This window comes from Bacteroides sp. D20 (assembly GCF_003436255.1).
In the GTDB taxonomy this organism is placed as follows: Bacteria; Bacteroidota; Bacteroidia; order Bacteroidales; family Bacteroidaceae; genus Bacteroides; species Bacteroides uniformis.
On the sequence record NZ_QSOO01000016.1, the window covers coordinates 1 to 26,357 of the forward strand.

The following is a 26,357-nucleotide window of genomic DNA, read 5'->3' on the forward strand; positions in this document are numbered from 1 at the left end:
GTTAGCAAAGTTAATACTTTATTCCTTGCTGACACAGTTTAATTTACATCCTCTCAAGAAAACTATTTTTCTCCTGATTCTCTCGTCTCCTTAGTTCCATTTGGGGCTAACTTATTAATTAATTCAAATGTTCCAGAAGAACAAATACCTATATCCCAAAAGAGAAAGAAGAAATATCGCAAATTATAAACTGCTTTTGTATCCTGCAAAAGCTACATTTTTGCATACCTCTGCAAATTTTAATATTTTCAACCTCACTTTATACAAAATTCTTTGGATCATCGCATAACGTAATAGTTTTTTTGTTATTTTTGTGCATACTTAAAACTGATACACAATGGACAAAGAACGAAAAATTGCTTTTTACACTTTAGTAAAAGATATGTGGGCTAATAATGCTGACGGATTAGAAGGATTAATTCCTTTTTATGAAATAAAAGAAGTATTTAATTACATTGATGGGCGCAAAAGAAGATCTTTAAAGTTGAAAAGTAACAAAGCTTGTTCTTTGGAGTCATTTAGTATGAAGCAAGATTCTAAAGATTCTTCTATCTTGATAACAGGGCTATTTAAAAGTGCTGCATATAAATATCGTCCCCCCTATTGGGATACGGAAACAGACGAAGAACGAGAGAGTCCTAAAAAACAAACAGAAGGAGAAAAAGAAAAAACACATTTTGCAATAAAAATAACAAATGATGAGGTTTTCTTATTGGTAGAAGTTAATGGAAATGGTGTATCAGTCAATAATATCATAAGCTATTTAAATCAATTTACACGGGAATATTTGAAGAAAAAGAAAAAAACGAAGAATTTTACGGTAGAATATACAAAAATAGCTCGTGATAATTTTATATCAGAGCTTGAAAAGTTAAAACGAGCAACATCTATTGATGTCTTCTTCAATAAATCATTATTAGGAAGTCGCGCTCTTCAGTTTTCAGAAAGAACGTCAGCTATACAAGACCAAGTTAAATTGACTTTAAAAGCGGAAAGAAATAAAAGTGCAAAAGAAGTAGGTATTGATATTTTTAATCGCTTGAATAGACAAAAGAAGAATAATGCACAAGAGGTTTCCAAAATAAGAATTTATGGAAAAAACGAAAATGACAAAGATACATTTATTGATACAACTTTTATGGAAAAAATAGAACCTATTAAGGTGTCTATAAATGAATCAACAGGTCAAGTGCAAACTATGGAAATATATCGTTTTCTTAAATCTTTAATTCTGCCTTTGTAAATTATGGAGTATATATTACTTTTTATAGATTTTCTAAGGACACGTGAAAAAAGGATTTTCTTAGTGAATGTTATTATTCCACTGATTGTAAGTATTATTGTTTTTTTGTATTCGGATTCATGCCGCTTCTATAGCGTTGTTGATGCTATTCAGAGTGATATTCTTTCAGTCATTGGCATTCTATTAGGTTTTACAATTTCTGTATTTGCTATATTCCTAACTTCCGAAGGAGCAAATATAGAAAAAGCTCGAAATAGTTATATAGAAAAAGTAAAGTTAGGTTCTGAACCTGTTTCATTATATAGAGCTATTACTATTAATTTCACTTATATAGTTGTAGTAGAAGGCTTTTTACTGTTGATTGGCATGATTTATCCAATATTTTTCTCAACTACTTTCTTAGTCGGGAAAATATTATTCTCATTTAATGTATTTTTATTGATTCATTGTATATTAATGACTTTGAGATTGATTTTGGATTTTTATTTTGTAATTACAAAAAAATAGTATGATACATATAGATAATGTTATTTTAGACAAGATATGCTTACATAAAGTAGGTAATAAAGTAGAAGAGGAAGGCGTAATCTTTTCAAAATCACCATTGTGTGTAAATGAGAATATCAGTAAGTTGCTTGTTAATTATTTTTTTGCTAATTTCAAGAGCAATGAGTATTATAACCTATTTCATGATTCTGATCTCAATTTAAATGAGATTTTCGTATATGCAAGCAATATATTTGACAACAAAGATTCTATTCTACAACAATCTAAAAATATAGCAAAGCACCTATATAATAAGTCTATGCATCCTAAAATTAATGGAGGAGAGCTTTATATTGCATATTTTAAAGACTGTGTAATAGATGGTCAATTAACAGATGGAGTTGGAATTTTTAAATCTGAAACCAAAGAAACCTATCTAAGAGTTTTTTCTACAGGGGATGATTTTGAAATTAATAGTGATTTTGGTATTAATATTAATAAATTGGACAAGGGATGTTTGATCTTTAATTTAGAGAGAGAGAAAGGTTTTTTAGTTGGTATCGTTGATAATTCCAGTAAAGGTTCAGAAGCTCGTTATTGGAAAGATGAATTTTTGCATGTAAAGCAGAGAAATGATGAATATTATTATACTAACAATATTATTTCATTATGCAAAAATTTTGTGTCTAAAAACAAAAATATAGATAATGTACAAAAAGCAGATATACTTAATAAAGCTGTATCGTTTTTCTCAAAAAACGATTTCTTTGATATAGACGAGTTCTCTAACCAAATAATTCAGGAACAAAGTCTTAGAGATGAATTTCAAAGCTACAAGAAAACATTTGAAGAAGAAAGAGAAGTTGTAATTGCGGATGATTTTACAATTTCAGAAAATGCGACTAAGAAACAATCAAGAAGCATTAAAAACATAATCAAATTAGATAAAAACTTCAAAATAACAATAGATGGTGATATTAGATATTTAGAGAAAGGTTTCGATGAACATCGCAAATTAAATTTCTATAAGCTTTTCTTTAGAGATGAAGAATAGATTTTATATTTTTATTTGCTAATACAATAAAAACAAATAACTTTGCCCCCAGTATTCTCCATGAGCAAACTACCGCAAAAGCACGTAGAAATTTAGTGGGATAATTCATGGGATATGCTTGAAGCAAGAAATATAAAGTTTTAAATATCAGCGTGGTAACTCTCTTAGGAGAATCCCAGGCGGATCACAGAAACGCTGGACAGAAATGGACAGTAAATGTACAACTCCTACAATATCAAGGTATTGTAGGAGTTTTTCTTTATATAATGTCTGTGACCTAAGACACGAAAAGGTCACAAAAAGACACACTTTCGTGACCAATTCGTGACCTGTCCACCCTCTAAGATTTTAGGTCACGGAATGTCCCAAATTGGCGGTTTGTTGTCTTGATTTGTCCGTACTGCAAATATCTCATTTTCAGTTTATCAATTTAAGTTTGTAACTAAAAAAAAGAGATTATGAGAAGTACTTTTAAGCTACTCTATTTCGTCAAACGAAATGCAGTAAAGAAGAACGGTAATGCACCGATTATCGCACGTATCACTATCGACCAAGTTGTAGCCCAGTTTAACACCAAACTGGAAATAAATCCGGCTCACTGGAGCGTGGAATTAGGCAAGGCTTCCGGCAGAACCGCAGAAGCCGTACACATCAATTCCATGCTGGAAAGTATTCGTAGCACAGTTCATCAACATTACCATGCGTTAATGGCGCAAGACGGATATGTAACCGCAGAACTGGTAAAGAACGCTTTTTTAGGCAAGATAGCAAGGGAACGGACTTTGATAGAGTTCTTCAAACAGCACAACGAACAGTATTTGCAAAAGGTCAAAATGAATACCGCAGACAAGACCTATTCACGTTATGAACTGACAAAGAAACGGCTTATGGAGTTTATGAAGTTTAAATACTCCGTTTCCGATATGCTCATTAAAGATATAAATGTGGTATTCATTGAAGATTTCCTGTTGTATATCAAGAATAACTATGGGTGCAGCCATAATACGGCTATGAAGTTCGTACAACGTTTTCGCACGGTAGTAAACTTTGCCAAGAATACGGGTTTAGTGACTGCCGACCCTTTCGGGAGTTATCGGGTAAGGTTTGAACGTACCGATAGGGATTACCTGACTATGGAAGAAATTACCACCATTTACAACCACGAGTTTAGCTCTAAACGGTTGGAGCAGGTACGTGATTTGTTCATTTTCAGTTGTTACACGGCACTTTCCTACATTGACGTATGCGAGTTAAAGCAGGAGGACATTCGCACCGGATTTGACGGTAATTTGTGGATTATACGGAAAAGACACAAAACAAATGTTACATCTACCGTCCGATTGCTGGATATACCAAAAGCCATATTGGAAAAGTACAAAGACAAATTGCCAAACGGTAAGATTTTACCAGTTATCAGCAATCAGAAAATGAATGATTACTTAAAAGAAATCGCAGCCATTTGCGGAATTGAAAAGACCTTAACCTATCATGTCGCAAGGCATTCTTGTGCGACTTCGGTACTGCTTGCCAATGGTGTTCCCATTGAAACGGTATCTAAGATTTTAGGTCATACCAATATCCGGACTACTCAAATTTATGCGAGGATTACCAATTTGAAGGTAAGTAACGACATGGAAATGTTGGCTCAAAAGCTGGACGCTGCACACAGGATTGCCAGCCGATGAAATCATGTTATCGTCAGATAACAGCAAGGTGTGATTTGTGGCACACAAATCTGTTTTCCGTGCCGCAAAACACCTTGGGCAAATTCACTCCGAAGTCGTGTTGCCAATGAAAGAAAGACATTCCCTAACTAAAGATTTTTTCGCTCGTCGGGACGGGTGGTCCCGCCCCTTGCCGCTGGGCGTTCCCCGACCGATGAGTTTATTTTTGTAATTCTGCAATCTTGTTTTATTGAAATATTGATAGCTTGATTGATTGAAAGCAAGATTTCAATATGGCTGGATTGAACAAATCTATCAACCAATAATGAAAGAAAGCAATATGGAAAACGAGAAAACACCCCTTTATGTCGCCTTTTCCACCCAAAAGGGCGGGGTCGGCAAAACCACCTTTACCGTGCTGGCGGCGAGTTACCTCTACTACCTCAAAGGCTACGATGTGGCGGTGGTGGATTGCGACTACCCCCAACACTCCATTGCCGGGATGCGCAATCGGGATGCCGAGCAGGTCGGGGCAGATGAAGATTACAAGCGCATGGCGTATGAACAGTTTACCCGGCTGGGGAAGAAAGCCTACCCGGTGCCGTGCAGTTCGCCCGAAAAGGCGATAGTCACGGCTGACGAGTATGTAGCCACAGCCGGACACGTGCCGGATATTGTCTTTTTCGACCTGTCCGGCACGGTGAACGGCAGCACTCTATAAGAATGGCTACTTACCAAAATAACATTTTACATTAGGAGATAATACACCCCTCAAATCATCAAATTTTTTAATTTTCAATTCGTTCAAAATATTTCTTAATTTCTCGCCAACTTCATTTCCATTATGTTCCAAAGGATTGTCGAAAGCCAAGTGTGCGTCCAATTTTCCATTATCAACAAACCAATCTACATATACAGACAAAGGTCTTGGTCCATCCCATTTATTTCTATCAAATCTGTAGTTTAAAGCTTTACAAGCAAAATAGATAGTTTGGAATTTTGCATATTCTTCTATTGGTTGTAACATTTTCAAACATGTATCTTGAGTTAGATTCTCATCATCAATATTCAAAATATAATTCGCCACTCCTGAATTCTTAATAATTTGACCATTTACAGAACTATTTTTCTTATTTTCTGACAGGTTAATTCCTGCAAAAATATCGTATTTTTGTTCTTCAGTAAGTTTTAAAGCACCAGATTTTTCACCGCTTAATTTATTCAGTAGTTCAAACTTCCAGCCTAATTTCATTGTATGTGCTCCTGTTTTACCTTTTTTCTCAAAATAGACCAAATTATCGGCAACAAAAGAATCCTGTATAGAAAGTAAACATTGCTTAATGATGCCTGAAGCGTCTTTCCCAAATATTTCACAAGCCCTGTCAAAAGACATCTTATTTTCTAAAAAATCTGCATTTTTTTGTTTAACAGATATTTTTATTTCCCTGGCTTCTCCATCAGAAGCTATCCCTTTAATATAAACATCTGTTTTACATTCACCACGCGCAGGACGAGGTTTCCCACAAAGTGCAACTTGATATTTTTTCCCCTCAAAAGAAAAGGTCGTTCCTACAGGGAATAGTTTTTCTACACAATGTTCTGTATTGATAAAATCAGGCATAATTATAATAAGTCTTTAAGTGAAACATTCAATGCTTTTGCGATTTTGTCCGCAACTCTTAGAGACACGTTCCTTTTACCTTTTTCAATATCAGGTAAATAGGTTCTATCAATATCAGCCATATTGGCTAATGTCTCCTGTGATATTTTGAGAGATAGTCTTCTCTCCAACACTTTCTTTCCAAAAACTTCATTTATATCCATAGCGGTGCAAAATTATGAGGGTGTAGACAATCACACAACGGACTATTGTCTACAATGGATTTCTAAGTGATTCTTTTAAAGAAAATTACAATAACTCTATTTGCTTCAGAACAGAAACAAAGAAGGGAAAGTATTAAGAATACGAGATTTTATGCAATTAGGCATTTATTCTATAAATAAAATCTTGAATAGGAGTAATATATGGTATAGCTTTATTGTGGTTTTTTCCTTTAATCTGCACTTTTGACAAATCTACACCTACAATGTTTATGCTTTGGGCACTTTCCAACCGAAAAGCAAAATATTCCTTACCTGAGGGCATAAAACCTAATTTAATCAAGTCGGATGCAGATATTAGTTTTGGGTAGTCAGGAATGATACGAAACAAAAACTTGTTATTATGATTATGTAATAGTAAATAAATGGGATAGGACATGCCTATGGGGATTTGTAACGCTCCACGGCGCAATCCGGCACGCACATAATAAAGTTTGTTTTTCAAAGTTTGTCGAAGTTGATTATTATCCTTGTAATAAGCAACTAACACATTAATGGTTTCTGCTTTTCTTTCTTCAACAGAGACCAATGCTTTCTTTATTGACAAAGCTAAGAATTTAGCCAAACGAGGTGGTACAGCATTGCCAACCATTTTATAGCCGTCTTTTATATCTTCATAGAAAAAGCGGAATTTATCCGGGAAAGTTTGGATTCTTGCACATTCCCGAACACTTAGCCTGCGATATAAATGTTCTGCTCCTTGCTGAAAAACACGTTGGGTTTGTGATATATATTTCATTTTGGGAGCTTGTGGGTGAAGGGGGCAGTTCTTTGCCTGCGCTTGTATTGTAAATGAAGTTTCATCCCAGGAGCGAACACGATTACGTGCCATGAATTTTGCATCCCATGGACCTGCAAAAATGTCATGGTTAAGCCACTTCCTATATTCTTGGTCCACACCTTCATTTGTATATGGGTGAGGATTCTCCATTATATCTCCAATTGCCTTTCTTAATGTGACATAAGGTTTTCCGAATGGCTTTGGAAAATTGAACGTACAGTTCAACTCTTTTAAGAAACCGACAACAAACACACGATAACGGTCTTGGGGAATATAATAGTCTGCTGCATTCAATAAAGAATAGTTTACTACATATCCAGCTCCTTCAAGAGTAGAAAGGAATGATAGGAATGTACTAAAATGTTTGTCGTTTATAATCCCTTGTACATTTTCGATGAGAAAGAACTTTGGATGCTTTTCTTTTATCAATCGGACATAATCAAAAAATAATCGCCCCCGTTCATCATCCAATCCTAATTGTCTTCCTCCCTCGCTCCACGATTGGCAAGGAGGTCCTCCGATAAACCCATCGCAATCGGGTATATCTTCTCCTTTTAATTTTCGAATGTCTGACTTACACAAATAAGTATTTGGGTGATTGAATTGATAAGTTTTATGTATTGCTTCATCAAATTCATTCGCCCAAACAACTTCATAGCCTGCTTGCTCAAAGCCAAGGTCTAATCCGCCACATCCTGCAAAGAAAGATGCGACTTTCATTCCTTTAAGCAATGACAATTCCTTTTTCCACCAATGTTTTCCTTATTTGCATAGCCACATGGTAAGCCAAATTAACGGGAACTGCATTGCCTATCATTTTATAGGCATAGTTTACGTCTTCGTATACAAATTTGAACTCATCCGGGAAACTTTGTACCCGTGCAACTTCACGTACAGTCATCCTGCGATAAAGATGCTCACTCCCTTCTACAAACTTTTGCAGATTCTTTTCAACTTTTATCATCTTAGGTGCCTGTGGATGTAGCTGGCATTGGCGACCACTAGCTTGAACTGTAAAACCCGGTTCATCCCATGAACGTACTCTGTTGCGTGACATGAATATAGGTGAATATGCCCCTATAAAATATTCGTTATTAGGGACTTTACAAGCATTCCCATTAGTTTTGTTCTTTTCAAGTGCCGGAATCGCAGAATCTTGCAAATCCCAAATGCTTTCACGCAAAGTAGGTTTATGCTTTAAAGGGGTAGGATATTCAAAATCATGTATATCCAAATCTTTACGGAATCCGATGTAAAATACCCGGTCACGGTCTTCCGGTACATCGTAATCATTGGCATTAAGCATTTTCAAATTCACATCATAGCCCGCTTCATCAAACAATTTCATAAAACCACTAACGGCATCCGAATGGCGTTTGGCAAGCATTCCAGATACGTTCTCTGCAACAAAAAACAAAGGTTGTTTATCTCGTAAAATACGGATATACTCATAAAACAACTGACCACGGGCATCTTCTATTCCCTTTAACGAACCTGCTTCACTCCATGATTGGCAAGGAGGACCTCCTATTATACCAGTAATATTATCAGGGAATTCACAAGAAGGAATATCCCGGATATCCCCTTCGATTAGATTCACTTCCGGAAAGTTTGCACGGAAAGTCGGACAAATCTTAGCGTCAAACTCATTTGCCGTAACAGTTCTGAAACCCGCTTTATGAAAACCTAAATCTAAACCTCCTGCACCGGAGAAAAGACTAATTAATTCCATTATATTTCTATTTTATTTCCAAAGACAATTTATAGTTATTATAGTAGTAGGCATGCCTACTATTTGAATGTCAAATTTTAAACTTGGGACAACTTTCTTCTCTGCATTGTGTATGCGAAAAGAGAATTGCCAACCTCCATCCATATAAAGCTCAACCGTATTCGCTTTATTAGGGACAAAATCCAAACTAACAATGCGGGTAGGCAATGATGCAATAGGTATCTCCATAGATGCTTTTCGATATGTGCCATTTCGATTAAGAGTACCATGCAAATTGTAAGATTGGATTTGCGTTGTCCGCTGTTTGTCAATACTAATAACCTTATAAAAATCATGTTTTCCTAAAAGGTATTCAACTAATCTACTTGGTATATCTGGATGTATCTGATTTTGGAGATTTATTTCAGCAATAAAAGCTTGCAATAATGGTATATAAACATCATTTTCTTTATCAGGCAAATTGTCAAACAATGTATTTTTGTTTTTTTCTTGAACAAGATAAGTAAATACAGGTCTTACATCTTCCCAGTATTTTTGAGAACAAGGGATTCCATACCATTTTGCCCCAAAATCCAGCTTTTGGCTAAGGCGGCTATGTTTTACTGCAAAATGATTATGTTTAAGGCTCAATCCGATTTCCCATTGAATATTATGACGGACAATCAAAATGTCTCGTACATCTCCTTCTTTCCCCTTAGTATCTGATTGTATTCGCAATTCCAACACGTCACCTCCTTTTTCCATTATACGGGGTTCCAATTCAAAAATTTGAATGACAGCAGCATAAGAACTCACCTTGTATATATTTTTCATTTCAGGAGACAAGGTATTCCAAGCATATTCTGCTGCCAAATAACTACTGTTTTGGACAATATTTACAGGACGAAATTTGCCAATCTCTTCGCCAAGGCTCAATAGGCAAACAAATTCATAGGCTCTACCTTGGTTGTTACTTTTATCACTCATAGGATACTTATTCTAATTTCATTTTGCGAAGTTACTCTAAATCTTGCAGAATCCCCCCTTTCATCACACAAAAGTGAAAAACAGAAATAACAACTCTACAAAAATCCAGTATCTACCAATATCTATTTTCTATATTCTACTCTTTCCTCAGCCACCATGCCGGTGGCTTCCTTCTCCTCTATCTCATAAGGTTTTACCTTTTCCGATTTAAAACGCTCCAAGTACGTATGATTAATATGATATTCAATCTCCAACAACGTCTGCTGCCTCACCACCGGCTTCAATTGGCACTCCCAGACCGTCATCACCCGCCAGCCCAACTTCTTCAATTCCCCCTTGTTCCGTTCATCACGTTGCCTGTTGCGTTCAATCTTCTTGCGCCAAAACTCACTGTTGGAATGGGGAATATGACCATCCACCTCGTGCCCGTGCCAAAAACAACCGTGTATGAAAATCACGATGCCATACTTGCACAACACGATGTCCGGCGTGCCCGGCAGCCCTTTTACATTCTTGCGGTAATGGTAGCCGCGCGAAAAGAGGTAACGACGCACAATCCACTCCGGTTTCGTGTCTTTGCTCCGTATCTTCGCCATGACGGCAGAACGCTTCTTCTTGCTCCAAATATCCATAGCATAGCCGATTTATCCGGTTGCAAAAATAACCATTTCCTTCAACATCCCCGCCCTTACCTCCCGACAATCCACCGTTTTCGATAAATATGCCCCGCCTGATCGCATTTCCGCAAATCCTCCCTACATTTACCCCGTCTCCCCCGCAAGGTAGCTACCTTGCGGGGGCGGTACGAACAACAGTTACATTTAGTGCAAGGTGTAAGTATATATCTATATATAGCTTGCACCTTGCACTAACCTTAGAATGTTTATTTTCAACGGTTTGCATAATCCCAAAATAATGCGTACATTTGAACCCAAGATGTTGGCAGACAGACACTGGACAACAGCAGACAGTTTTTAAGGACTAAAGCGTGACGGACACAAAGCCTAAATTTCTGAAAGTACTGATATTGAGGAAGAAATAACGTTTGGTTCGAGCCCCAGGCGGATCACCAAAAATTCAGAGAGTTACATCAAAGTAGCTCTCTTTTTTTATGCCTAAATCGCACTGGTTTACATGGTTCAGTTAAAGAAGCCAGAAGTTCTTATTGAATATGAGAAGTGAATTTGAAGCTGAAACGGGTAGCGATTTATATATCCCCGTAAATGATGTGCTTGATAGAATTTCTTACCTGTTGGAGTGCCACGGGATAACTTACTCCCGATATGGAGACGGCAAGAAAGGCACAATGTGCAAGTTGTCCGAACCCATCATCAAAGACTATTTTGATACGAAGCGTAGCAATAAGGACGGCGCTAAAGTCAAATTGGATAGGTTCAAAAATGAACTATTAGACCAAGAGTAAACGAAGCGACGGATGGCGCAGCCATCCGGCACTTCGTGCCGTCTGACTGCCCCCCTCTTTTAGTCCCCCTTATGCCTACTGAGAAAAAGAATGCTTTAATAATTGTACTATCACCTCACATCGTCAATTAAAAAGACATATTCTGTTGGCAGCGTATATGTTCATAACTCTATTCCCGTAGCCGACCAATTACCCACCAATGCTCCGAAGTTCCTTTGATTGAATATTTAGGGAAAGACATAGAACGAGCCTTAGATGCAAGCGAAGAAATTCACTTGTGTTTAGGGTTTGTTCTTGTTAAATCCACTCAATCAATAACCTCCTTTCTTTAGCAGGACGGGGGTTAATAAATCGTTTTATTTCGCAGCTTCCGCACGCAGGCCGCTAAAAGGCCAGCACGGCACGGACGTAGTACTTATTCCGTTTGTCTGCCAAAGAATTAGAATGATAGCCAAATGTCATACAATGGCTCTCGTGTTTATAATCAGTACCGCTCCAATAGAAGTCATCTGTATTAAATTTACTGCCTCCGGCTTTCTCGAATTGGGCATCGAGGAGGGTGTCCATGTGGTAGTCTTCATCGAGATCGAGCGTTCCGCGGGTCATGATGTACATCTCATAATCACTGGGGAAGTACCAACCGCTGCAACCGACCGGTGTAGGATTGGTTCTTGCAAAAACTTCTATGGCATCATAGGCTTCGGTGCGTTGTCCTCCGTAATCCCGATACCATTGGATACAGCGGCTAGTATTGTAACCAAAAGTGTGGGTAGACTCAAGCATCAATTTCTTTTCCGCTTCCTGTCCGGTAGCCGCATAACTCACGAGCCATGTGTACGTATTGCCCATACTTGTAGAAGACCATTCTGTCTTACCAGCATTCGTGAGCGCCACCACAATGCCGTGCACGCAGCCGGGATGGTCGTGCATCAGCAGGTGGTCGCCCCGCTTATTGGCGGTATGCGTCCAATGATAGGAGTAGAGTAGACGATTAGGCTTCTCACCCACCCAGAAGACTACGCCGAGACAACTCTCCTGTTCATCACGGGACAGACTGCCATCTTCATTCCCGGGCAGGATGCTGCCGTCCTGCATATAGTAGTCACCCGCCGCTAACGGCCGCTCTTCTATCGCCTCATCGCCGTCAATCTCGTGGACGGTATATTTTCCGGGCTGAAGATTTAATTGGGAATAGTCAAAATAGAAAGTCTTCCGATTTCCCTTGTAGTAATACTCATACGGTCCCGGATCCGAGGCCGTAGGGGTGTTAGTATTCACCAGCAGGCGGGCCGTGCAGGGATTCTCCTGCCAATATACATTTTTATTGATCACCGCCGTGTAGCGGTAATAGCTCTTAGAAATCTCTTGGCCGTCTATCTTTTCGGTATAGGTATATTTCGTAGCTGGCACCTGAAGGATGAACAGAGACATGCGGTGCTCCATCGCGAAGCTGAGCGTGTGGTTGCTATACACACCACGGGCCGTCATCAGGTCGGAGGCGGTGTATTGGGCGTAGGTACTCTGGTTGATTTTAACAGGCCAATCATAGACTACAGACTTAAAGAAGTCTTCATCGCCGGGCGATACCCTGCCGCTCATATAGCTATTGTCCTGGTAGGGATAATAGGCATGATAACTCCTGTCGGGTGAGTATAAGAGCTGGGAAGTGCCGGCAGGCAGCGTCCACTTGCCTCCCTGTAGGGTAAGGCAGAGGTTCTCCACCTCCAGGGTTTTGTCCTTCACCACGTAGAGGCCGATGCGGTCGCCTTCGGTGAAGACGGTGCTGTAACCGCGTTCCTGGGCGCGGGTTTGTCCGGTGGCGTACATGCCGCCGTCGCTCACGGTGATGGTGAGGGGGCGGGCATCGGGGTCGGTGCCGGCAGGGGGCAGTTCGTCCAGTGCGTCGGACGTGCATGCCGCCAGCATCAGGATGAGGGCGCAGGCCAGGGATGCTGCCGGGGGAAATATGGAATGATGTTGTTTCATACGGTTTCTTTTTTTATTGATGAATTTAGTTGTTACTGTTCTACTCGACCGGATGCCACGTACCTCCTCCTTCTCCTTCCACGTCGATATTTTCGATACCTTCCGAGGTCACGGTGAGGCGGTACTCGTACATCTTGCCACTGAAGAAGTCCGCTTCGCCTGCGGCGGGGGTGTAGTAAAAGGTCTTTCCTCCGATGACTATTTTCACGAACTTCTGTCCCGACTTGTTCTGGGGAGGAAGCAGGGCGCGCACGGTGCGTACGTATCCGTCGGCGGCAGGGGTCACTTCGTTGGGGGTGATGCGGTCGATGTCGGGGGTCACTTGCCCTGCGGTTCCATTGCTGAAATCGATACTCCCTCCCGTGCACGTGAGGTTTTCAAAGGTTACAGTGGCGCGCTGCAGTTCATCGTCGGTCACGCCGTTGCCCGCTTTGAGGTGTACCACCACTTTGGCTATGACGTGGCGGAAAACGAGGGTCTTATCGGGGGACGTTACGGCGATGCGGAGGTAGGGAGCAGCCATGCAGTCGCTATCCTGATATCCTTCATCTCTCTGGTCGGCCTGTACAGAGAATGAAACAATATTCCTCGACAACGGATATAACCCTTGAATCCCCTTTTCCTCATCCGGGCTTACCCAGTTGGATAGGGCTCCATTCATAATCAGCTTTCCATCGGAATCGACGGAGGAGTATACATCCTGAGCCGGCCCGGAGAAGCTAGAGCTAATCCACAGCCTCACCCTTTCTCCCCCTTCCCACCTGTTTTCAGTGGTAGCCCGTGTCTGGGCGTTGGCGGAGGAATATCCCTCTACGGCTGCGTAGAGTTCCAGCGGCACGCCGCCTTCGGGCCATGCCGCATCGTCATCGCCTGTGCAGGCAGCCAAAACCAAGGCTGCCCACAGGTACATTATATATATTGGTATGTTCGTCTTCTTCATTTTTTTCTTTATATTTATTGTTTACGGATTACTCCTGAAATGCAGAGCCTTCTACGGGTGCGCCTATGGTTTCCCAGTTCTTGATGTCGGTTTCCAGCGTCAGGCCGTAATAGTCCACGGTTATCTTATAGATGTACCGCTTGCCGCTTTGCAGCTCCAAGGCATCTCCGGCGGGGATTTTGTAGACGAAGTTCGTATTGTCCGCCAGCTTCACGCGGATAAAGACGGTGCCTGCGGTTAGTTCCTGGGGCACCACGATGGCTTCAGCGTACTGGAGATTGGTGGCGTTAAAGTCTGTCGTCACCACCGTGGGGATGGTAATCGGAGTGGCGGGGTTGGGGTTGGCAGCGAGGGCTATCATCGCCTGGCGTTCGGTCTTGTTACTCATGTCAGCGGCTTTCTTGGGGGTGAAGGTGGCCTTCAGGGCGGTGTTCTCCAGGGTCACGATGGCACCGGAGAGGTCGGGGGCGCCGTTGCCGCGCTTCAGCACTACTTCTACTTTAGATAGCAAATGGTAGAAAGTGAGGGTCACGTTAGAGGCGGTGGGGGCCACGTTCCGCTTGGTGGAATAGAGCAGGTCGGAGGCGGCGTAGGCGGTTTTCGTGGTCTGGTCGGCCTTCACTTCGTGGGACACCGATGCGGGGAAGGCTTTTCCCACCGGGGCAGGGTTGGCATGGATGGCATAGATGTTCACGGGGTCGGGCGAGATGTAGTACATGTCGCTGGCGTAAGTGAAGCCGCCGGTGCCGTCGGCGGTGAGCAGGTTGTTCTGGTAGAGGGGGAGGTTGTTGTTGTCGTCCACCCAGGCAGATACTTGCAGGCCTGCGCCAAGCTGTGTGTCGAGGCCGTAGGAACGGGTCTGGGAGGTGATGCCGCTGGTGAGGCGGATTTCGCCGTTCCAGTTGTCGGTGGTTGCTTCGTTGTCGTTGTTGCAGGCGGCAAGCGCAAGGGCTGCTGCGGCAATGATTGATAAATTTCTAAGTTTCATAATCTTACATTCTTAGTATTATTGATTCAATTGTTCGTTTCCATTCCGGCCGAGCCGTTTTCACCGTCTTCGCCATTGCCCGGCGTCCAGTCGGTAATGGTGGCAGAGAAGTCCGCTTCCGTAGGTGTTTCCACTATTTTCCCGCCCAAGGCGAGTGGCTTATGCTTGTCGGCGTTGAAGGTGGCAAGCTCCGTGGTGAGATCACTGTCGAGAGTGACCGGCTTTGGACTGTCTCCTGCAAAGTAGAGTTTGGCATCCAGCTTCTGCTGCACACCCGCCACGCCGAGCAGGCGCACCGTGGCCGCCCATTTTCCGGCATTGGCTCCTTCCGTTACTTTCGAAAACGCCAGTGCCACGTTCAGCGGCGTACCATGCGTGCCGTTATCCATATCCAGCGTCGAGGCAACCCCCGAAAGGTAGCCCTCGATTCGCTCTATCCTTTCCGTGGTACTGCCCGTCGGCTCGATGAAGAGCGTCAGTTGGCGTACTTGCTGCTGCATCGCAACGGTAAGGGTGTGGTCGGTGTCCGCTTCTATCGTAGTTTCCGTCACGCCCGTAAACAACCAGCCCGGCATTTCTTGTATGAATAGCCCCGCTCCGTCCACGTTACCCGAAGCCCCGGCGACGGTTGCCACACTGCCGCTCACGGTGATGTGCTCCGGCGTGTTGTAAACACGCAAGTGGCAAACACCCGGCTCAAAAAGGCGGTCGAGCGTGTTGGTGGCATCGCTCACGGTAGCCATGTATTCACCGGATGCCACCGTGTAGTTTGCCGGTATATCCACGCCCGTTGTGCGCCGCGTCCAGTCTGTTGTCAAGGTGATTTGCCCTTTGTCGGGATGCGGAGTGTTGTAAATCGGATCTTTCACATCGCAACCTGCAAGGAGGAGGACTGTCGCCCAGACACAAAGTAATGTAATCGAATTTTTCATATATCGTATTTTTATAGTTCTACTTATTTGCTGCCAAGCGTCCACACGAGGCTGATGCCAGCCTGTGTCGGCCCCCATAGGTTCTTTGCTCTGTTCCGTTCCTTATATACACGTATGCCATCGGTCATGCCGAAACTGTCATATTCGGAACGGGTGTAGCCCAGACCGAGGTTGAAGTCGATGGAGAAGCCGCGAGACAGATAAAGCCGGTAGCCCACGGTCAATCCGGCGTTCCACAGCTTGCCCTGATAGCCGGTGTCTTTCAAGAGGATGCTGCCAAGCGGGTACTTATATATATTGTACTCGCCGTAGGTTCCCGATGCTCCTACATAGAAGCGTTTCTCGCGCAGCAGATACCACCGCACTTCGGGGTTGACGAGCCACATCTTCTGCACCTTGCCGTGATTGCCACCCCACCATGCGAGGCTGCCGTCCAGCTTGATGCCGACATTCTCATTCATACGCCACTCTACACCCAATGTGGGCAGCAGGAAGGCATCATACAGCACATTCGTGCGGACGGCAAACCGATAATCCGGTGTCTTTTGTTTATCCGATGCCTCTTGCGCGTAAGCTCCTGTTCCGGTCAATAAAGCCATCAGAAGCAAAGCCAGTAGTTTTTCTTGTAATTGTTTCATAAAGTTCATTTATTATATGTATATTAAATGAAATAGGTTATCTCTATCCGCGATATCTGTCTCTTACAGTCAGTCGTGCAGCCATCGTTTTTTTCTCCTGTCATGGAAGATTTAACAGCTTCCGACAGTTCTGCTTTAATCACCTTTTCCATCATTTCTTTTTCTATGCGTGTTCGTTCCAATTGCTTAGCTAAACAATCCTGCTCACGGATGCCTTTCGCCATATAATAATTGCACTTCTCAACTATCTTCCGGCAATGCAAAAAGACCAAAGCCACAATTGCAAGCGAGCAGAAAACAAGTCCCAGTGCGATAAGGAAAATGTAATTGTCCATAGATATTTCTTTTTCTTGGTACAAAGGATGTGAAATACGGGCTGAAAACTATTGCATTTTGTCCCAAGTTTGTGGCGTTTTGTCCTTTTCTGCCGTTTTTCAGGCTTTCGGACATAAAAAAAGCACGGATTCACCGTGCTTTTGAATTTTGGAGCAGTATTTTTTATTTTTCTTGGGACGTTGCCATTTTCCGGTATTCTGTCGGGCTAATGCCATATTGTTTGCGGAACAGACGATAAAAAGTGCTCGGTATATTAAAGCCACAACTGAAAGCTATCGCCTCAATCGTAAGTTCGGGATGGCTGTCGAGCTTCCGGCGTGCCTCTTCCACTTTCAGAGTACGCATATACTCCATGGGAGATTTTCCAGTAACGGCTTTGACGGCATCTGTCAATGTGTTCTTATTGGTGCCAAGTGCGGAGATTATATCATCGCGGTTAATGTCAGTATTGGACAGGTTATCATCGGAGAGCAGATACTCCTGCAATCGAATAACCAGATTCTGCTGTTCGCCGGAAGGTGCAAATAGTTCCGTAGCTCCGGCTGTTTTGCCGGAATCCTCCGGGGAGGATTCCGATTGGCGAATGTTCTCCAATCGGGATAGTTCATCCGCTAACCGATCTTGTTCTTTAATTCGTTCATACAACTTACGATTCTTGAGGGCAATAGTCCGGTTGTAATAGAAAGCACCTGCCAAGAGCAAAGCGAGAACCAGACAAATGGCAAGAGCAAAAAGGAGGTAATGGAAATTACGCTCTTTCCCGGCAATATGTTTTTCCACTTCATATTGGGTACGTAATTCATCGAACCGGGCATTGACCTCCACGTTTTTTATAGTATCATTGGTAGCTATGAACTGATCCAATAGTGCTAACGCTTCGTCAACACGTCCCATCCGAGCAAGTATCTCCATCTTTATTTTTCTGGTATCATTGAGGCTGAAGTCCGATTCATCAATCCCGGCCGTTGCACTGTCTATTACGGCAAGTGCTTTGCGGTAGTCTCCCTGTGACTGAAAAATCAGAGCCTTTGCGCGCGCCAACTCATATTTGGAAATATTGTTATTGACAATACTTTCCAATTTGGAGAGATATTCCCCGGCTTTGTCGTAGTCTTTCGTATCTATGTATGTATTCATCAATGCTACATAGAGATTTCCCCGCGCTTCAGGCTGTGTTCTTCCGGATGATTTCTCGAATCGTGCAATCGCTTTTTCATAGTCAGGCACAAGTTGCAATAGTTTGTCATACTGTGCCTGTGCCCGGAGAGCAGTGCATAAGAACGCATAGGATTGCGTCAGGATATTGTCGTATCCCGAAACTTCCCATAATAAGCCGGCGCACTCTCTGAAACATTCTTCTTCCTCTTTCCATCTATTCTGGACATTATAAGTGATTCCGGTAGCATAGAGCGCCAATGCCATCCCTGCTTTATCCTCCCGCTTCCTGGCGCGGTCGAACATGAGTTCCGCCGCTTCGGCTGCCTGTTTATAATCCCCTTTCAGATTATAGGCAGTGATTAGCTGCATATTGATCTGATAATAGAACTTCCACAATTCGTGCCGGATATAAAAGTCAAGATAGCCGGGCGCTTTTTGAATGATTTCGTCATACTCCTTCCGGTTTATGTGAGATATGATGGTATTTCCATACACCATTCCCTGCATTTCTACATTTCCCTGCTTTATGGCTTCGGCTTCAACCTGAGTGAACAGCATCAGCAATGTATCCATTTTTTGGTCGTCGGCAACTTCCGACATATATAAATAGTACAATCTATTGTATGACTTCAGTTTATCAATACCTTCGGAGTGTTCAATCACTTGCCGCAAAGAGTCTTTTTGATGTTGCAGGCTATTTTGTGCTACAACAGGTAAAGTGAAACATAAAAGGCTTCCCCATAAAATAGTTATCAGACTGGTTTTATATTTCATATCGGTTGTGTGTTTACGTAAGTTCTTGGTTTATAATTCTTCAAAAATACAAAAAAAAACATTATTAGTAAAGTTATATAGGATTAACAATGAACTTGCACCTTCATATACCCTCTTAATGCTTTAAACTCTAAAAGAAAAGCCGCTACACTGTGATTGGCAGTTGTAGCGGCTGTTTTTCTTATTTGAATTTATTTACTCTCTTCATTCTCTTGAATAATCTTATAAATCTGATACCAGTAATGGAAAGCCTCCGGATTGGACTTTTTCAGTTTATTCAATCTGTTCAATTCATTTAAAGGATGTTCCGGATTGAACTGCTTTATTTCTAAATCCTTTAAGTTTACTTTAGGGGCAAATCGGATTATTTCTTCTTATATCCGGCAAAATCGGATAAATCCTCTTTTATATCCTTGATACGGACAACCTTGTACCTCATATCCTTCAAAGCTCTGTAAACAGAATCACAATGAAAATGATTGGTTTCACTGAAAAACTGTAAGACATGAACATTATCCACTACCATATCACACTCTTTTGAAGGTACATACACAGCCAATGAAAGACTGTTTATCAGGCTTTCATTACTCAAACATAGGATTTTAATCTACTGATTAAATGACAGTTAGATATGCGCACTATTGTGGTACGTCTTCTCCACAAGTATGGAGAAGCCGTACCACAATAGTGAAGAAACTGCATCACAACCGTGCACAATAGTCATTAATAAGCTTTTAGTAGGAGAAAGAGCTGTTCTTTGCGGAAAGAAGACCAGCCATTTGCACAAGAAAAAACAGCATGCAAGCAAAGTTTGCCTACATACTTGCATGGCATCTGCTTACATACTGTAAAATGCGGTATAACAAACAATTAGAAAGCACCATGCAAGCATGTAAGCAAAATGTGTGGTAAACCTATTGTATCTCTTTTCATTTTGCGATGACTCCATAGTAAACCATGTTATCAATACGCTTCTGATAAATCTGGTTATTCTGCAGCAGATACCCCAAGGCCAAACACAAATCCACATCCCTGAACTTCGTCAGTTTCTGCAATTCAAAGATTGTACACTTCTTAAGATTGCACAAAATGGAATATACCATTTTCATATTATTGGTCGCCTTCTCAATACTCTTCATATTATTATCTTATTATTAGTTCCTTTCTTAAAATGATATCCTATATTATCTACTCAAATATAAGATAAAGACAGAGCAATGACAAACATTGCCCATTCTTTTCATTTCAGATAACATTCTTTGAACTACATATACCTAAAATCTGCAAAAAATATAGAACTTTATAAATATCAACACTTTATAGAAAGGTATATTCACATTATACTATATCCGGAAACGATTATGTTGGTATAATCAAGGTACTATTATATGCTTGCCTTCGGGAGTGACTACTACCGAGCCCATTTTGATGTAATGTTTCCCTTCCGGCGAAACTATTACCTTTGTTTCGCTACTCTTGTCGGAAGATTCTTTTTTCTCATTCATGAAACTCTTGTCCCGCGAAGTGGTAACCGGATAAGTATCCTCCAGATAGCTCTTCATTTCGTCCACTTTTCCGTCTTTGAACCACACCTTGACAGCCGACCACCCCGCAGGAGTATAAGCGCGGAATGTCCAAGCCTCTCCCTCCTTATTCAAATCTCTAAATGCAGGCTCTCCTAAAATGGTACACACCTCTTTAAAGCTCATACCACGTTCAATGCTGCTCAACTGCTTATAATCAAACCCGTAGCTTTCATAAATGCCACAGCCCATCACCAAGACAGCGAGTAACAAGCCTAAAACAACTGACATCTTTTTCATAATAGAAAGTTTTAGTATTTATCCATACAGCAAATGTAGTATGATAAAAACCTCCTTTTCCGTGATTCTCTCTATTTATACATAGGGATTTCCCTATCAGTTTATCTGTATCTTTACAACCTATAAAGAATATCATCCCAGCCCCGTTCCAATGAGCAATATCAAGTCGGAAGGGGCCACCACCGTATGGTTGGCAACCGGCAAAGACAGTCTTAAAACAAAGGTGCAGCCAATCCGAAAGCAGGTTTGTGCTTTCAGGAAGAAGGAAACAGCGTAGTGCTCACCGGTAAGGTGGAGATAAAGGCCCGGCAGCTCCCAATTATGTATTACTGAAATTCAAAGGACACCATGCCACCATTTGGATTGACGGACATTTTGTACGCAGAAATCTTTAAGAAGAGCATTCAGTTCCTCATCTGATGTCTTGCATGGGGGGGATGAAAACTATAGCCCCTTCGTTATCACCGGCAATCCGAAACCTCCTTTCTGCAAAGTCAGGACTTTCGGTTTGCCTTTTCGTGCTTTGTTGTATGTGGCTGTGGAAACATGCAAGGTCTCTATCGCTCCATCCTCGAAAGCCACCTTTAAGTAATATTCCTTACGTACTCCGTCCGACACATAACGATGCTTGCCTACTTTACGTCTCTTTTCATGTTCTTTTATCAGCTTCTCAAGTACGGTAACCGTCACCTCCTTTGTCGAAGCAGGAGCCGCCATCCGATAATTCCCTACCAGAAAAAGCGAACAACTGATGACACCCACGCACACCACATGGCACAATATATTCACTGCCTTTTGCTCCATCGTTGTCAGCCATATCCATTTTTTATATAGAGGAAGTGTAACGACTGCCACCACAAGTCCTACCCCTACGGGTATCCACACAGCAGCCAACGTATCTTCATAGATGTTATATCCGATGCAGCCCAAAGCTACGACCAGTACAAACATCAGAAAACGGAGTATTTTTATAAACAGTTCTTTCATTGCCGCGTTTATATTTTTTGCAAATATAGGAAAAATATCATTCGACCGACTGTCAAATCTGTTCAATCTACATGAACTTACTTGCTTGATAGAATGTTATAACTACAATAACTAAAACAGAAAATATCATGGAAAAGAGCTTAATTCATAGTAATGAACTGCATTTTATCAGTAAGAAACGCATTCATCAAGCAGTAGAGAAAATGGTTGAGTCATTGGATTTGGCTGCGGGTTCCACAACCGGCTTCAACATCTATGCAGTAGTGGAGAGCTATTTCACGGATTTGGAAAAACGAAAAGAAATCAATCAGCTGCTCAACCTGGAGCAAGATGTCTGCGAAGAAATAGAGGCAGAATTAAGTTATAAATAAATTACGGAGTTACCGACTACTATTAAGTTACGGGCTACAAGTGTCCTGCAGTATGATAATGCAGTACACTTGTAGCCCGTAACTTATAGTAGCTGATAGCCAGTAAATTGAAACTTGTAGCCCACTCAGTCTTTCGCCTGATGCACCGTCAACTGCGGGAATGGGAAGTCGATACCTTCCTCATTGAATACGGAGTAAATCTTCTTGTTCATATCAAAATAAACGCCCCAGTAGTCTCCGCTCTTCACCCAAACACGAATCACCACATTCACACTGCTGGCATCCAAGGCATGAAGAGCTACAAACGGTTCGGGAGTATTCAAGATACGGCTGTCTTCGGAGATGATACGACGCACGGTGCTCTCTACCTTGTCATAATTCTCACCATATTCTACACCGATCACCCAATCTACACGACGCGTATCCTCACGGCTGTAATTAGTCACTGTACCACTGCTCAACGCACCGTTAGGGATATAGATTACCTTATTGTCGGCTGTGGTCAGAATCGTATGGAAGATTTGAATCTCACGTACCGTTCCGGACACTCCCTGGCTTTCAATCCAGTCGCCTACCTTGAAAGGACGGAACAACAGTACAATCAATCCACCCGCAAAATTCTGCAAGTTTCCGGAAAGTGCCATACCGATAGCCACACCGGCAGATGCCAACAAAGCTGCAAAAGAAGTAGTTTCCACTCCCAATTTGCCGATAACGGCAATAATCAGCAGAATGGTCAGCAAGATATTGACTAAACTTTTCACAAAGCTCTGGATACTGGCATCCACATGTCTTTTTGCCAATAACCTCGCCAGCATTTTCCTAAGAAAGGAAATCAAGAACCGTCCTACCACAAAGATGATGACAGCTCCAATAATACGTCCACCGGCACTTACGCCCCAATCTATCAATTGCTGAAGGAATATCTGCAGTTTGCTGAAACCATCGTCAGCAACTTGGGCAGCAAAGGCTGCCATGAATAAAGATGATAACATAACTATACTCTTTTTTTAAAATTAATGCTGCAAAATTAACAAATAACTCTGACTTTCGTTCACTTAACTTGCCACTTTCGACGAAAACTCCTACCTTTGCTCCCGATTTCAACTAAGGGGTGCCCTAATACGACGGGCTGAGATCATACCCATTAACCTGATCCGGGTAATGCCGGCGGAGGGAAAAGAAGAAAAGTTCCCCTTTTCTGTATTCATCTAAACGAAACAATTGCAAATGAAGAGACATGCAATGGCGACCTGCCTCCTTATGGCAGCACTGGGTGTCTGTGCGCAGACACAAGAGCAAGACAGTCTGCGGGTGATAAACCTGCAGGAAGTGGAAGTCATCTCCACACGTGCCACAAACAGCACACCGGTGGCATTCACCAATATAGGCAAAGAACAACTGAAAAAACAGAATTTCGGACAAGACCTGCCGTATCTGTTGAGTATGACACCCTCCGCCATTACTACCAGCGACGCCGGTGCCGGGGTGGGTTACACCACACTGAGAGTCCGCGGAACAGATGGCACACGCATCAACGTCACCGCTAACGGTATTCCCATCAACGATGCGGAAAGCCACACGGTATTCTGGGTCAACCTGCCGGATTTCGCCTCCTCCGTCAAGGATATGCAGGTGCAACGCGGAGCTGGTACCTCAACGAACGGTGCAGGAGCTTTCGGTGCCAGCATCAACATGCAGACGGGTGATTTCTCCATGAAACCCTATGCAGAATTCAACGGTTCCTACGGCTCCTTCCATACGCACAAGGAGACGGTGAAAGTGGGAACGGGACTCATCAACAATCATTGGTCGTTCGACGCGCGGCTCTCCAACATCAGTACAGACGGATATATAGACCGGGCGTCTGTGGGACTGAACTCCTATTACCTGCAAGGAGGGTACTACAATGACAACACCTCTATCAAGCTGATAACCTTTGCCGGCAAAGAGCGCACTTACCACGCATGGAACTATGCCAGCAAGGAAGAGATGGAACGTTACGGACGGCGTTATAATTCCTGCGGATTCATGTACGCCACCGACCGGGACGGCCATGTATACAACAAAGAATATTATAAAGACGACAACGGCGAGAAGCATTACCTCACGGACGAAGGAGGTGCACTGCATTTCTATGACGACCAGACCGACAACTATACGCAAAAGAATTACCAGCTGCTATTCAACCACAATTTCACCCCACAATGGAACCTGAATATCGGCCTGCACTACACCAAAGGCGACGGATACTATCAAGAATATAAAGGTGAACGCTCGTTAGCAGAGTACGGCATGTCTCCTTTCGAATACAATGGCGGCAAGGTAGAAGTAAGCGACCTTATCCGCAAGAAGGCAATGGACAACTGGTTTGGCGGTGGAATCTTCTCCGTAAGCTACAAAGCCGACCGTCTGCATGCCTCGCTAGGCGGTGCACTGAACCGCTATGACGGCGACCACTTCGGCAGGGTGCTTTGGGTAAAGAATTATATCGGCCATCTGAACCCCGACCACGACTACTACCGCAACAACGCCACAAAGAATGACGGAAATATTTATCTGAAAGCCAATTATGAACTGGTAAGCGGCCTCAGCGCCTACCTCGACCTGCAATACCGCCACATCAACTACAAGATAAACGGACTGAACGACAAGTACAACTGGACTGCCGCCACTCCGGGAATGCAGAAGCTGGACATCGACGAAGACTTCGACTTCTTCAACCCGAAAGCCGGACTGTCCTGGCAAATCGACCGCAACCACCGCCTATACGGTTCGTTCAGCGTAGCCCATAAAGAACCTACGCGCAACAACTACACCGACGGCTACTTCACCGAACATCCCAAGGCTGAGCGTTTGTTCGACTACGAACTGGGATATACCTTCGCCAACTCATGGCTCCATGCGGGTGCCAACTTCTACTATATGGACTATAAAGACCAGCTGGTACTGACGGGAGAGCTGAACGAGATAGGCGAAGCCATGGCCAGCAACGTGCCCGACAGCTACCGTACGGGTATTGAACTGATGGCTGGCATCAAACTGGACTGCGGCTTGCAATGGGACATCAATGCCACACTCAGCAAGAACCGTGTGCAGAACTTTACCGAGACACTTTTTGAAAACGAGGAGGCTGGGTCGGAAGCATGGGTCATCAAACACGGGGATACCCCCATCGCATTCTCTCCCGACTTCATACTGAACAACCGCTTCGGCTATACGTTCAAGGGATTCGAGGCCTCGTTACAGTCACAATATATCAGCAAGCAATACATGAGTAACGCCAAGCAAGAGGAGTGCACACTAGATGCTTATTTCGTAAGCAACCTGAATCTGTCCTATACCTTCAAGTTGCCTAAAGTAAAGTCGGTAACCGTAGGGTGCACCATCTACAATCTGTTCAATGAAGAATACGAAAACAACGGATACGCAGGCAGCGGATACTATCACGACGACAACGGAGGAAAAGTCCGTTACAACTATGCCGGCTACGCTGCCCAGGCGGGAACGAATGTATTGGGACATATAGCAATCAATTTCTGATGGAACATACTCTTGAGATTATAGGCACTGTGGTCGGGATTCTCTATCTCTGGTTGGAGTACCGGGCAAGCATTTATCTTTGGATAGCGGGCATCATTATGCCTGCCGTCTATATTTTTGTCTACTATGATGCGGGGTTGTATGCAGATTTCGGCATCAACATCTATTATCTGGGTGCTGCCATCTACGGCTGGATGATGTGGAAGTACGGAGCATTTCTGCGCCGGACTATCTTGCGGCGGAAAGGTGCAGGACAGAAAGGAGAGGACACAAGAACAGAAGAACAAAAACTGGAACTTCCTATCACCCATATGCCGGCGCGCTATCGGCTGCCACTTACTGCCGTATTCATCGCCGCTCTGCTTGGCATTGCCTGGATATTGATAAACTTCACGGACAGCAATGTGCCCTGGCTGGACTCCTTCACCACCGCACTGAGCATAGCCGGCATGTGGATGCTGGCACGGAAATATGTAGAGCAATGGTGGGCATGGATTGCGGTAGATGCCGTTAGCGCCGGACTGTACATCTACAAAGGACTTGATTTTACAGCCGGACTATATGCCCTTTACACAATTATAGCTATCTTTGGCTACTTCAAATGGAGGAAAATGATGAACAAGGATGAAGGATTAGAGATTAGGGATTAAG

General features: G+C 42.8%; 26 protein-coding genes, 2 pseudogenes and 1 riboswitch. Of the genes and pseudogenes, 10 read left to right on the forward strand and 18 right to left on the reverse strand.

What is annotated here, in order from left to right:
• The first annotated feature begins 337 nt into the window (after positions 1 to 337).
• The 5 genes and pseudogenes from DXD78_RS15580 to DXD78_RS15600 form a co-directional block, all read left to right on the forward strand.
• Entirely contained in the window at positions 338 to 1,243 is a 906-nt protein-coding gene (locus DXD78_RS15580; protein ID WP_009037223.1) for a hypothetical protein, read from the forward strand.
• 3 nt (positions 1,244 to 1,246) lie between these two features.
• The gene (locus DXD78_RS15585; RefSeq protein ID WP_009037224.1) at positions 1,247 to 1,750 is read left to right on the forward strand and encodes a hypothetical protein; all 504 of its coding nucleotides are present in this window, start codon (positions 1,247 to 1,249) and stop codon (positions 1,748 to 1,750) included.
• A gap of 1 nt (position 1,751) precedes the next feature.
• Complete coding sequence (locus DXD78_RS15590) at positions 1,752 to 2,783, forward strand: nucleoid-associated protein (protein WP_009037225.1); 1,032 nt, start codon at positions 1,752 to 1,754, stop codon at positions 2,781 to 2,783.
• A gap of 458 nt (positions 2,784 to 3,241) precedes the next feature.
• On the forward strand, positions 3,242 to 4,468 hold the full coding sequence (locus tag DXD78_RS15595; protein ID WP_009037226.1) for a site-specific integrase: 1,227 nt from the start codon (positions 3,242 to 3,244) through the stop codon (positions 4,466 to 4,468).
• A 304-nt stretch (positions 4,469 to 4,772) separates the two neighbouring features.
• Positions 4,773 to 5,153, forward strand: a pseudogene (locus DXD78_RS15600) (AAA family ATPase); the annotation flags it as partial.
• A 21-nt stretch (positions 5,154 to 5,174) separates the two neighbouring features.
• On the opposite strand, the gene DXD78_RS15605 reads toward DXD78_RS15600, so the two are convergent.
• The 6 genes from DXD78_RS15605 to DXD78_RS15630 all read right to left on the reverse strand — a co-directional run bounded on the left by DXD78_RS15605 (position 5,175) and on the right by DXD78_RS15630 (position 10,439).
• Complete coding sequence (locus DXD78_RS15605; protein ID WP_008653039.1) at positions 5,175 to 6,068, reverse strand: hypothetical protein; 894 nt, start codon at positions 6,066 to 6,068, stop codon at positions 5,175 to 5,177.
• 2 nt (positions 6,069 to 6,070) lie between these two features.
• The gene (locus DXD78_RS15610) at positions 6,071 to 6,271 is read right to left on the reverse strand and encodes a helix-turn-helix domain-containing protein (protein WP_008653040.1); all 201 of its coding nucleotides are present in this window, start codon (positions 6,269 to 6,271) and stop codon (positions 6,071 to 6,073) included.
• 157 nt (positions 6,272 to 6,428) lie between these two features.
• Positions 6,429 to 7,829, reverse strand: a complete 1,401-nt coding sequence (locus DXD78_RS15615) for a DNA cytosine methyltransferase (protein WP_008653041.1) — start codon at positions 7,827 to 7,829, stop codon at positions 6,429 to 6,431.
• Positions 7,830 to 7,833: 4 nt separating this feature from the next.
• The gene (locus DXD78_RS15620; protein ID WP_008653042.1) at positions 7,834 to 8,841 is read right to left on the reverse strand and encodes a DNA cytosine methyltransferase; all 1,008 of its coding nucleotides are present in this window, start codon (positions 8,839 to 8,841) and stop codon (positions 7,834 to 7,836) included.
• A 12-nt stretch (positions 8,842 to 8,853) separates the two neighbouring features.
• Complete coding sequence (locus DXD78_RS15625; protein WP_009037228.1) at positions 8,854 to 9,807, reverse strand: HaeIII family restriction endonuclease; 954 nt, start codon at positions 9,805 to 9,807, stop codon at positions 8,854 to 8,856.
• Positions 9,808 to 9,929: 122 nt separating this feature from the next.
• On the reverse strand, positions 9,930 to 10,439 hold the full coding sequence (locus DXD78_RS15630) for a very short patch repair endonuclease (protein WP_009037229.1): 510 nt from the start codon (positions 10,437 to 10,439) through the stop codon (positions 9,930 to 9,932).
• Between the two features lie 539 nt (positions 10,440 to 10,978).
• Here DXD78_RS15630 and DXD78_RS15635 point away from each other — a divergent pair.
• Positions 10,979 to 11,230, forward strand: coding sequence for a hypothetical protein (locus DXD78_RS15635; RefSeq protein WP_009037230.1), 252 nt, complete (start codon positions 10,979 to 10,981; stop codon positions 11,228 to 11,230).
• Between the two features lie 384 nt (positions 11,231 to 11,614).
• Here the strand turns inward: DXD78_RS15635 and DXD78_RS15640 are convergent, their stop codons facing one another.
• The 10 genes from DXD78_RS15640 to DXD78_RS15685 form a co-directional block, all read right to left on the reverse strand.
• The gene (locus DXD78_RS15640; protein ID WP_009037231.1) at positions 11,615 to 13,216 is read right to left on the reverse strand and encodes a fimbrillin family protein; all 1,602 of its coding nucleotides are present in this window, start codon (positions 13,214 to 13,216) and stop codon (positions 11,615 to 11,617) included.
• A 40-nt stretch (positions 13,217 to 13,256) separates the two neighbouring features.
• A complete protein-coding gene (locus DXD78_RS15645) occupies positions 13,257 to 14,156 on the reverse strand; it encodes a fimbrillin family protein (RefSeq protein WP_009037232.1) in 900 nt (299 codons plus the stop codon).
• 28 nt (positions 14,157 to 14,184) lie between these two features.
• Positions 14,185 to 15,144, reverse strand: coding sequence for a fimbrillin family protein (locus DXD78_RS15650; protein WP_009037233.1), 960 nt, complete (start codon positions 15,142 to 15,144; stop codon positions 14,185 to 14,187).
• 26 nt (positions 15,145 to 15,170) lie between these two features.
• Positions 15,171 to 16,076 carry a FimB/Mfa2 family fimbrial subunit gene (locus DXD78_RS15655; protein ID WP_009037234.1) on the reverse strand — a complete coding sequence of 302 codons (906 nt, stop codon included), beginning with the start codon at positions 16,074 to 16,076 and terminating at the stop codon, positions 15,171 to 15,173.
• Positions 16,077 to 16,099: 23 nt separating this feature from the next.
• Positions 16,100 to 16,675 (reverse strand): DUF3575 domain-containing protein, encoded by a 576-nt coding sequence (locus DXD78_RS15660; RefSeq protein WP_370448325.1) that lies wholly within the window; start codon positions 16,673 to 16,675, stop codon positions 16,100 to 16,102.
• A gap of 62 nt (positions 16,676 to 16,737) precedes the next feature.
• A complete protein-coding gene (locus tag DXD78_RS15665; protein WP_009037236.1) occupies positions 16,738 to 17,049 on the reverse strand; it encodes a hypothetical protein in 312 nt (103 codons plus the stop codon).
• A gap of 163 nt (positions 17,050 to 17,212) precedes the next feature.
• Positions 17,213 to 18,982, reverse strand: coding sequence for a helix-turn-helix domain-containing protein (locus DXD78_RS15670; RefSeq protein ID WP_009037237.1), 1,770 nt, complete (start codon positions 18,980 to 18,982; stop codon positions 17,213 to 17,215).
• A gap of 364 nt (positions 18,983 to 19,346) precedes the next feature.
• Positions 19,347 to 19,574: a hypothetical protein gene (locus tag DXD78_RS20970; protein WP_009037238.1), complete on the reverse strand. Its 228-nt coding sequence runs from the start codon at positions 19,572 to 19,574 to the stop codon at positions 19,347 to 19,349.
• Between the two features lie 337 nt (positions 19,575 to 19,911).
• Entirely contained in the window at positions 19,912 to 20,121 is a 210-nt protein-coding gene (locus DXD78_RS15680) for a winged helix-turn-helix domain-containing protein (protein ID WP_005828467.1), read from the reverse strand.
• Between the two features lie 234 nt (positions 20,122 to 20,355).
• Entirely contained in the window at positions 20,356 to 20,805 is a 450-nt protein-coding gene (locus DXD78_RS15685) for a hypothetical protein (protein ID WP_005828472.1), read from the reverse strand.
• A 103-nt stretch (positions 20,806 to 20,908) separates the two neighbouring features.
• Between DXD78_RS15685 and DXD78_RS21375 the strand changes: the two are divergent.
• Positions 20,909 to 21,200: pseudogene (locus tag DXD78_RS21375) on the forward strand (pyridoxamine 5'-phosphate oxidase family protein).
• Between the two features lie 49 nt (positions 21,201 to 21,249).
• Here the strand turns inward: DXD78_RS21375 and DXD78_RS15695 are convergent.
• Positions 21,250 to 21,792 (reverse strand): hypothetical protein, encoded by a 543-nt coding sequence (locus DXD78_RS15695; RefSeq protein ID WP_005828477.1) that lies wholly within the window; start codon positions 21,790 to 21,792, stop codon positions 21,250 to 21,252.
• 128 nt (positions 21,793 to 21,920) lie between these two features.
• On the opposite strand from DXD78_RS15695, the gene DXD78_RS15700 reads away from it, so the two are divergent.
• The gene (locus DXD78_RS15700; RefSeq protein WP_005828479.1) at positions 21,921 to 22,163 is read left to right on the forward strand and encodes a hypothetical protein; all 243 of its coding nucleotides are present in this window, start codon (positions 21,921 to 21,923) and stop codon (positions 22,161 to 22,163) included.
• A 125-nt stretch (positions 22,164 to 22,288) separates the two neighbouring features.
• Here DXD78_RS15700 and DXD78_RS15705 read toward each other — a convergent pair whose 3' ends face one another.
• Positions 22,289 to 23,158: a mechanosensitive ion channel family protein gene (locus DXD78_RS15705; RefSeq protein WP_034528887.1), complete on the reverse strand. Its 870-nt coding sequence runs from the start codon at positions 23,156 to 23,158 to the stop codon at positions 22,289 to 22,291.
• Between the two features lie 105 nt (positions 23,159 to 23,263).
• Positions 23,264 to 23,360, forward strand: a riboswitch (TPP riboswitch).
• A 33-nt stretch (positions 23,361 to 23,393) separates the two neighbouring features.
• Here DXD78_RS15705 and DXD78_RS15710 point away from each other — a divergent pair.
• Positions 23,394 to 25,706, forward strand: a complete 2,313-nt coding sequence (locus DXD78_RS15710; protein WP_117652817.1) for a TonB-dependent receptor — start codon at positions 23,394 to 23,396, stop codon at positions 25,704 to 25,706.
• Positions 25,706 to 26,356 carry a nicotinamide riboside transporter PnuC gene (gene pnuC, locus DXD78_RS15715; protein ID WP_022402261.1) on the forward strand — a complete coding sequence of 217 codons (651 nt, stop codon included), beginning with the start codon at positions 25,706 to 25,708 and terminating at the stop codon, positions 26,354 to 26,356. Before DXD78_RS15710 ends, pnuC begins: the two co-directional genes overlap by 1 nt.
• Position 26,357 lies beyond the last annotated feature (1 nt).

Excerpts from the sequence above, each read along its gene's own strand:
- DXD78_RS15580 (WP_009037223.1), top strand. The coding sequence starts at position 338 with ATGGACAAAGAACGAAAAATTGCTTTTTACACTTTAGTAAAAGATATG.
- DXD78_RS15585 (WP_009037224.1), top strand. The coding sequence starts at position 1,247 with ATGGAGTATATATTACTTTTTATAGATTTTCTAAGGACACGTGAAAAA.
- DXD78_RS15590 (WP_009037225.1), top strand. The coding sequence starts at position 1,752 with ATGATACATATAGATAATGTTATTTTAGACAAGATATGCTTACATAAA.
- DXD78_RS15595 (WP_009037226.1), top strand. The coding sequence starts at position 3,242 with ATGAGAAGTACTTTTAAGCTACTCTATTTCGTCAAACGAAATGCAGTA.
- DXD78_RS15605 (WP_008653039.1), bottom strand. The coding sequence starts at position 6,068 with ATGCCTGATTTTATCAATACAGAACATTGTGTAGAAAAACTATTCCCT.
- DXD78_RS15610 (WP_008653040.1), bottom strand. The coding sequence starts at position 6,271 with ATGGATATAAATGAAGTTTTTGGAAAGAAAGTGTTGGAGAGAAGACTA.
- DXD78_RS15615 (WP_008653041.1), bottom strand. The coding sequence starts at position 7,829 with ATGAAAGTCGCATCTTTCTTTGCAGGATGTGGCGGATTAGACCTTGGC.
- DXD78_RS15620 (WP_008653042.1), bottom strand. The coding sequence starts at position 8,841 with ATGGAATTAATTAGTCTTTTCTCCGGTGCAGGAGGTTTAGATTTAGGT.
- DXD78_RS15625 (WP_009037228.1), bottom strand. The coding sequence starts at position 9,807 with ATGAGTGATAAAAGTAACAACCAAGGTAGAGCCTATGAATTTGTTTGC.
- DXD78_RS15630 (WP_009037229.1), bottom strand. The coding sequence starts at position 10,439 with ATGGATATTTGGAGCAAGAAGAAGCGTTCTGCCGTCATGGCGAAGATA.
- DXD78_RS15635 (WP_009037230.1), top strand. The coding sequence starts at position 10,979 with ATGAGAAGTGAATTTGAAGCTGAAACGGGTAGCGATTTATATATCCCC.
- DXD78_RS15640 (WP_009037231.1), bottom strand. The coding sequence starts at position 13,216 with ATGAAACAACATCATTCCATATTTCCCCCGGCAGCATCCCTGGCCTGC.
- DXD78_RS15645 (WP_009037232.1), bottom strand. The coding sequence starts at position 14,156 with ATGAAGAAGACGAACATACCAATATATATAATGTACCTGTGGGCAGCC.
- DXD78_RS15650 (WP_009037233.1), bottom strand. The coding sequence starts at position 15,144 with ATGAAACTTAGAAATTTATCAATCATTGCCGCAGCAGCCCTTGCGCTT.
- DXD78_RS15655 (WP_009037234.1), bottom strand. The coding sequence starts at position 16,076 with ATGAAAAATTCGATTACATTACTTTGTGTCTGGGCGACAGTCCTCCTC.
- DXD78_RS15660 (WP_370448325.1), bottom strand. The coding sequence starts at position 16,675 with ATGGCTTTATTGACCGGAACAGGAGCTTACGCGCAAGAGGCATCGGAT.
- DXD78_RS15665 (WP_009037236.1), bottom strand. The coding sequence starts at position 17,049 with ATGGACAATTACATTTTCCTTATCGCACTGGGACTTGTTTTCTGCTCG.
- DXD78_RS15670 (WP_009037237.1), bottom strand. The coding sequence starts at position 18,982 with ATGAAATATAAAACCAGTCTGATAACTATTTTATGGGGAAGCCTTTTA.
- DXD78_RS15680 (WP_005828467.1), bottom strand. The coding sequence starts at position 20,121 with ATGAAGAGTATTGAGAAGGCGACCAATAATATGAAAATGGTATATTCC.
- DXD78_RS15685 (WP_005828472.1), bottom strand. The coding sequence starts at position 20,805 with ATGAAAAAGATGTCAGTTGTTTTAGGCTTGTTACTCGCTGTCTTGGTG.
- DXD78_RS15695 (WP_005828477.1), bottom strand. The coding sequence starts at position 21,792 with ATGAAAGAACTGTTTATAAAAATACTCCGTTTTCTGATGTTTGTACTG.
- DXD78_RS15700 (WP_005828479.1), top strand. The coding sequence starts at position 21,921 with ATGGAAAAGAGCTTAATTCATAGTAATGAACTGCATTTTATCAGTAAG.
- DXD78_RS15705 (WP_034528887.1), bottom strand. The coding sequence starts at position 23,158 with ATGTTATCATCTTTATTCATGGCAGCCTTTGCTGCCCAAGTTGCTGAC.
- DXD78_RS15710 (WP_117652817.1), top strand. The coding sequence starts at position 23,394 with ATGAAGAGACATGCAATGGCGACCTGCCTCCTTATGGCAGCACTGGGT.
- pnuC (WP_022402261.1), top strand. The coding sequence starts at position 25,706 with ATGGAACATACTCTTGAGATTATAGGCACTGTGGTCGGGATTCTCTAT.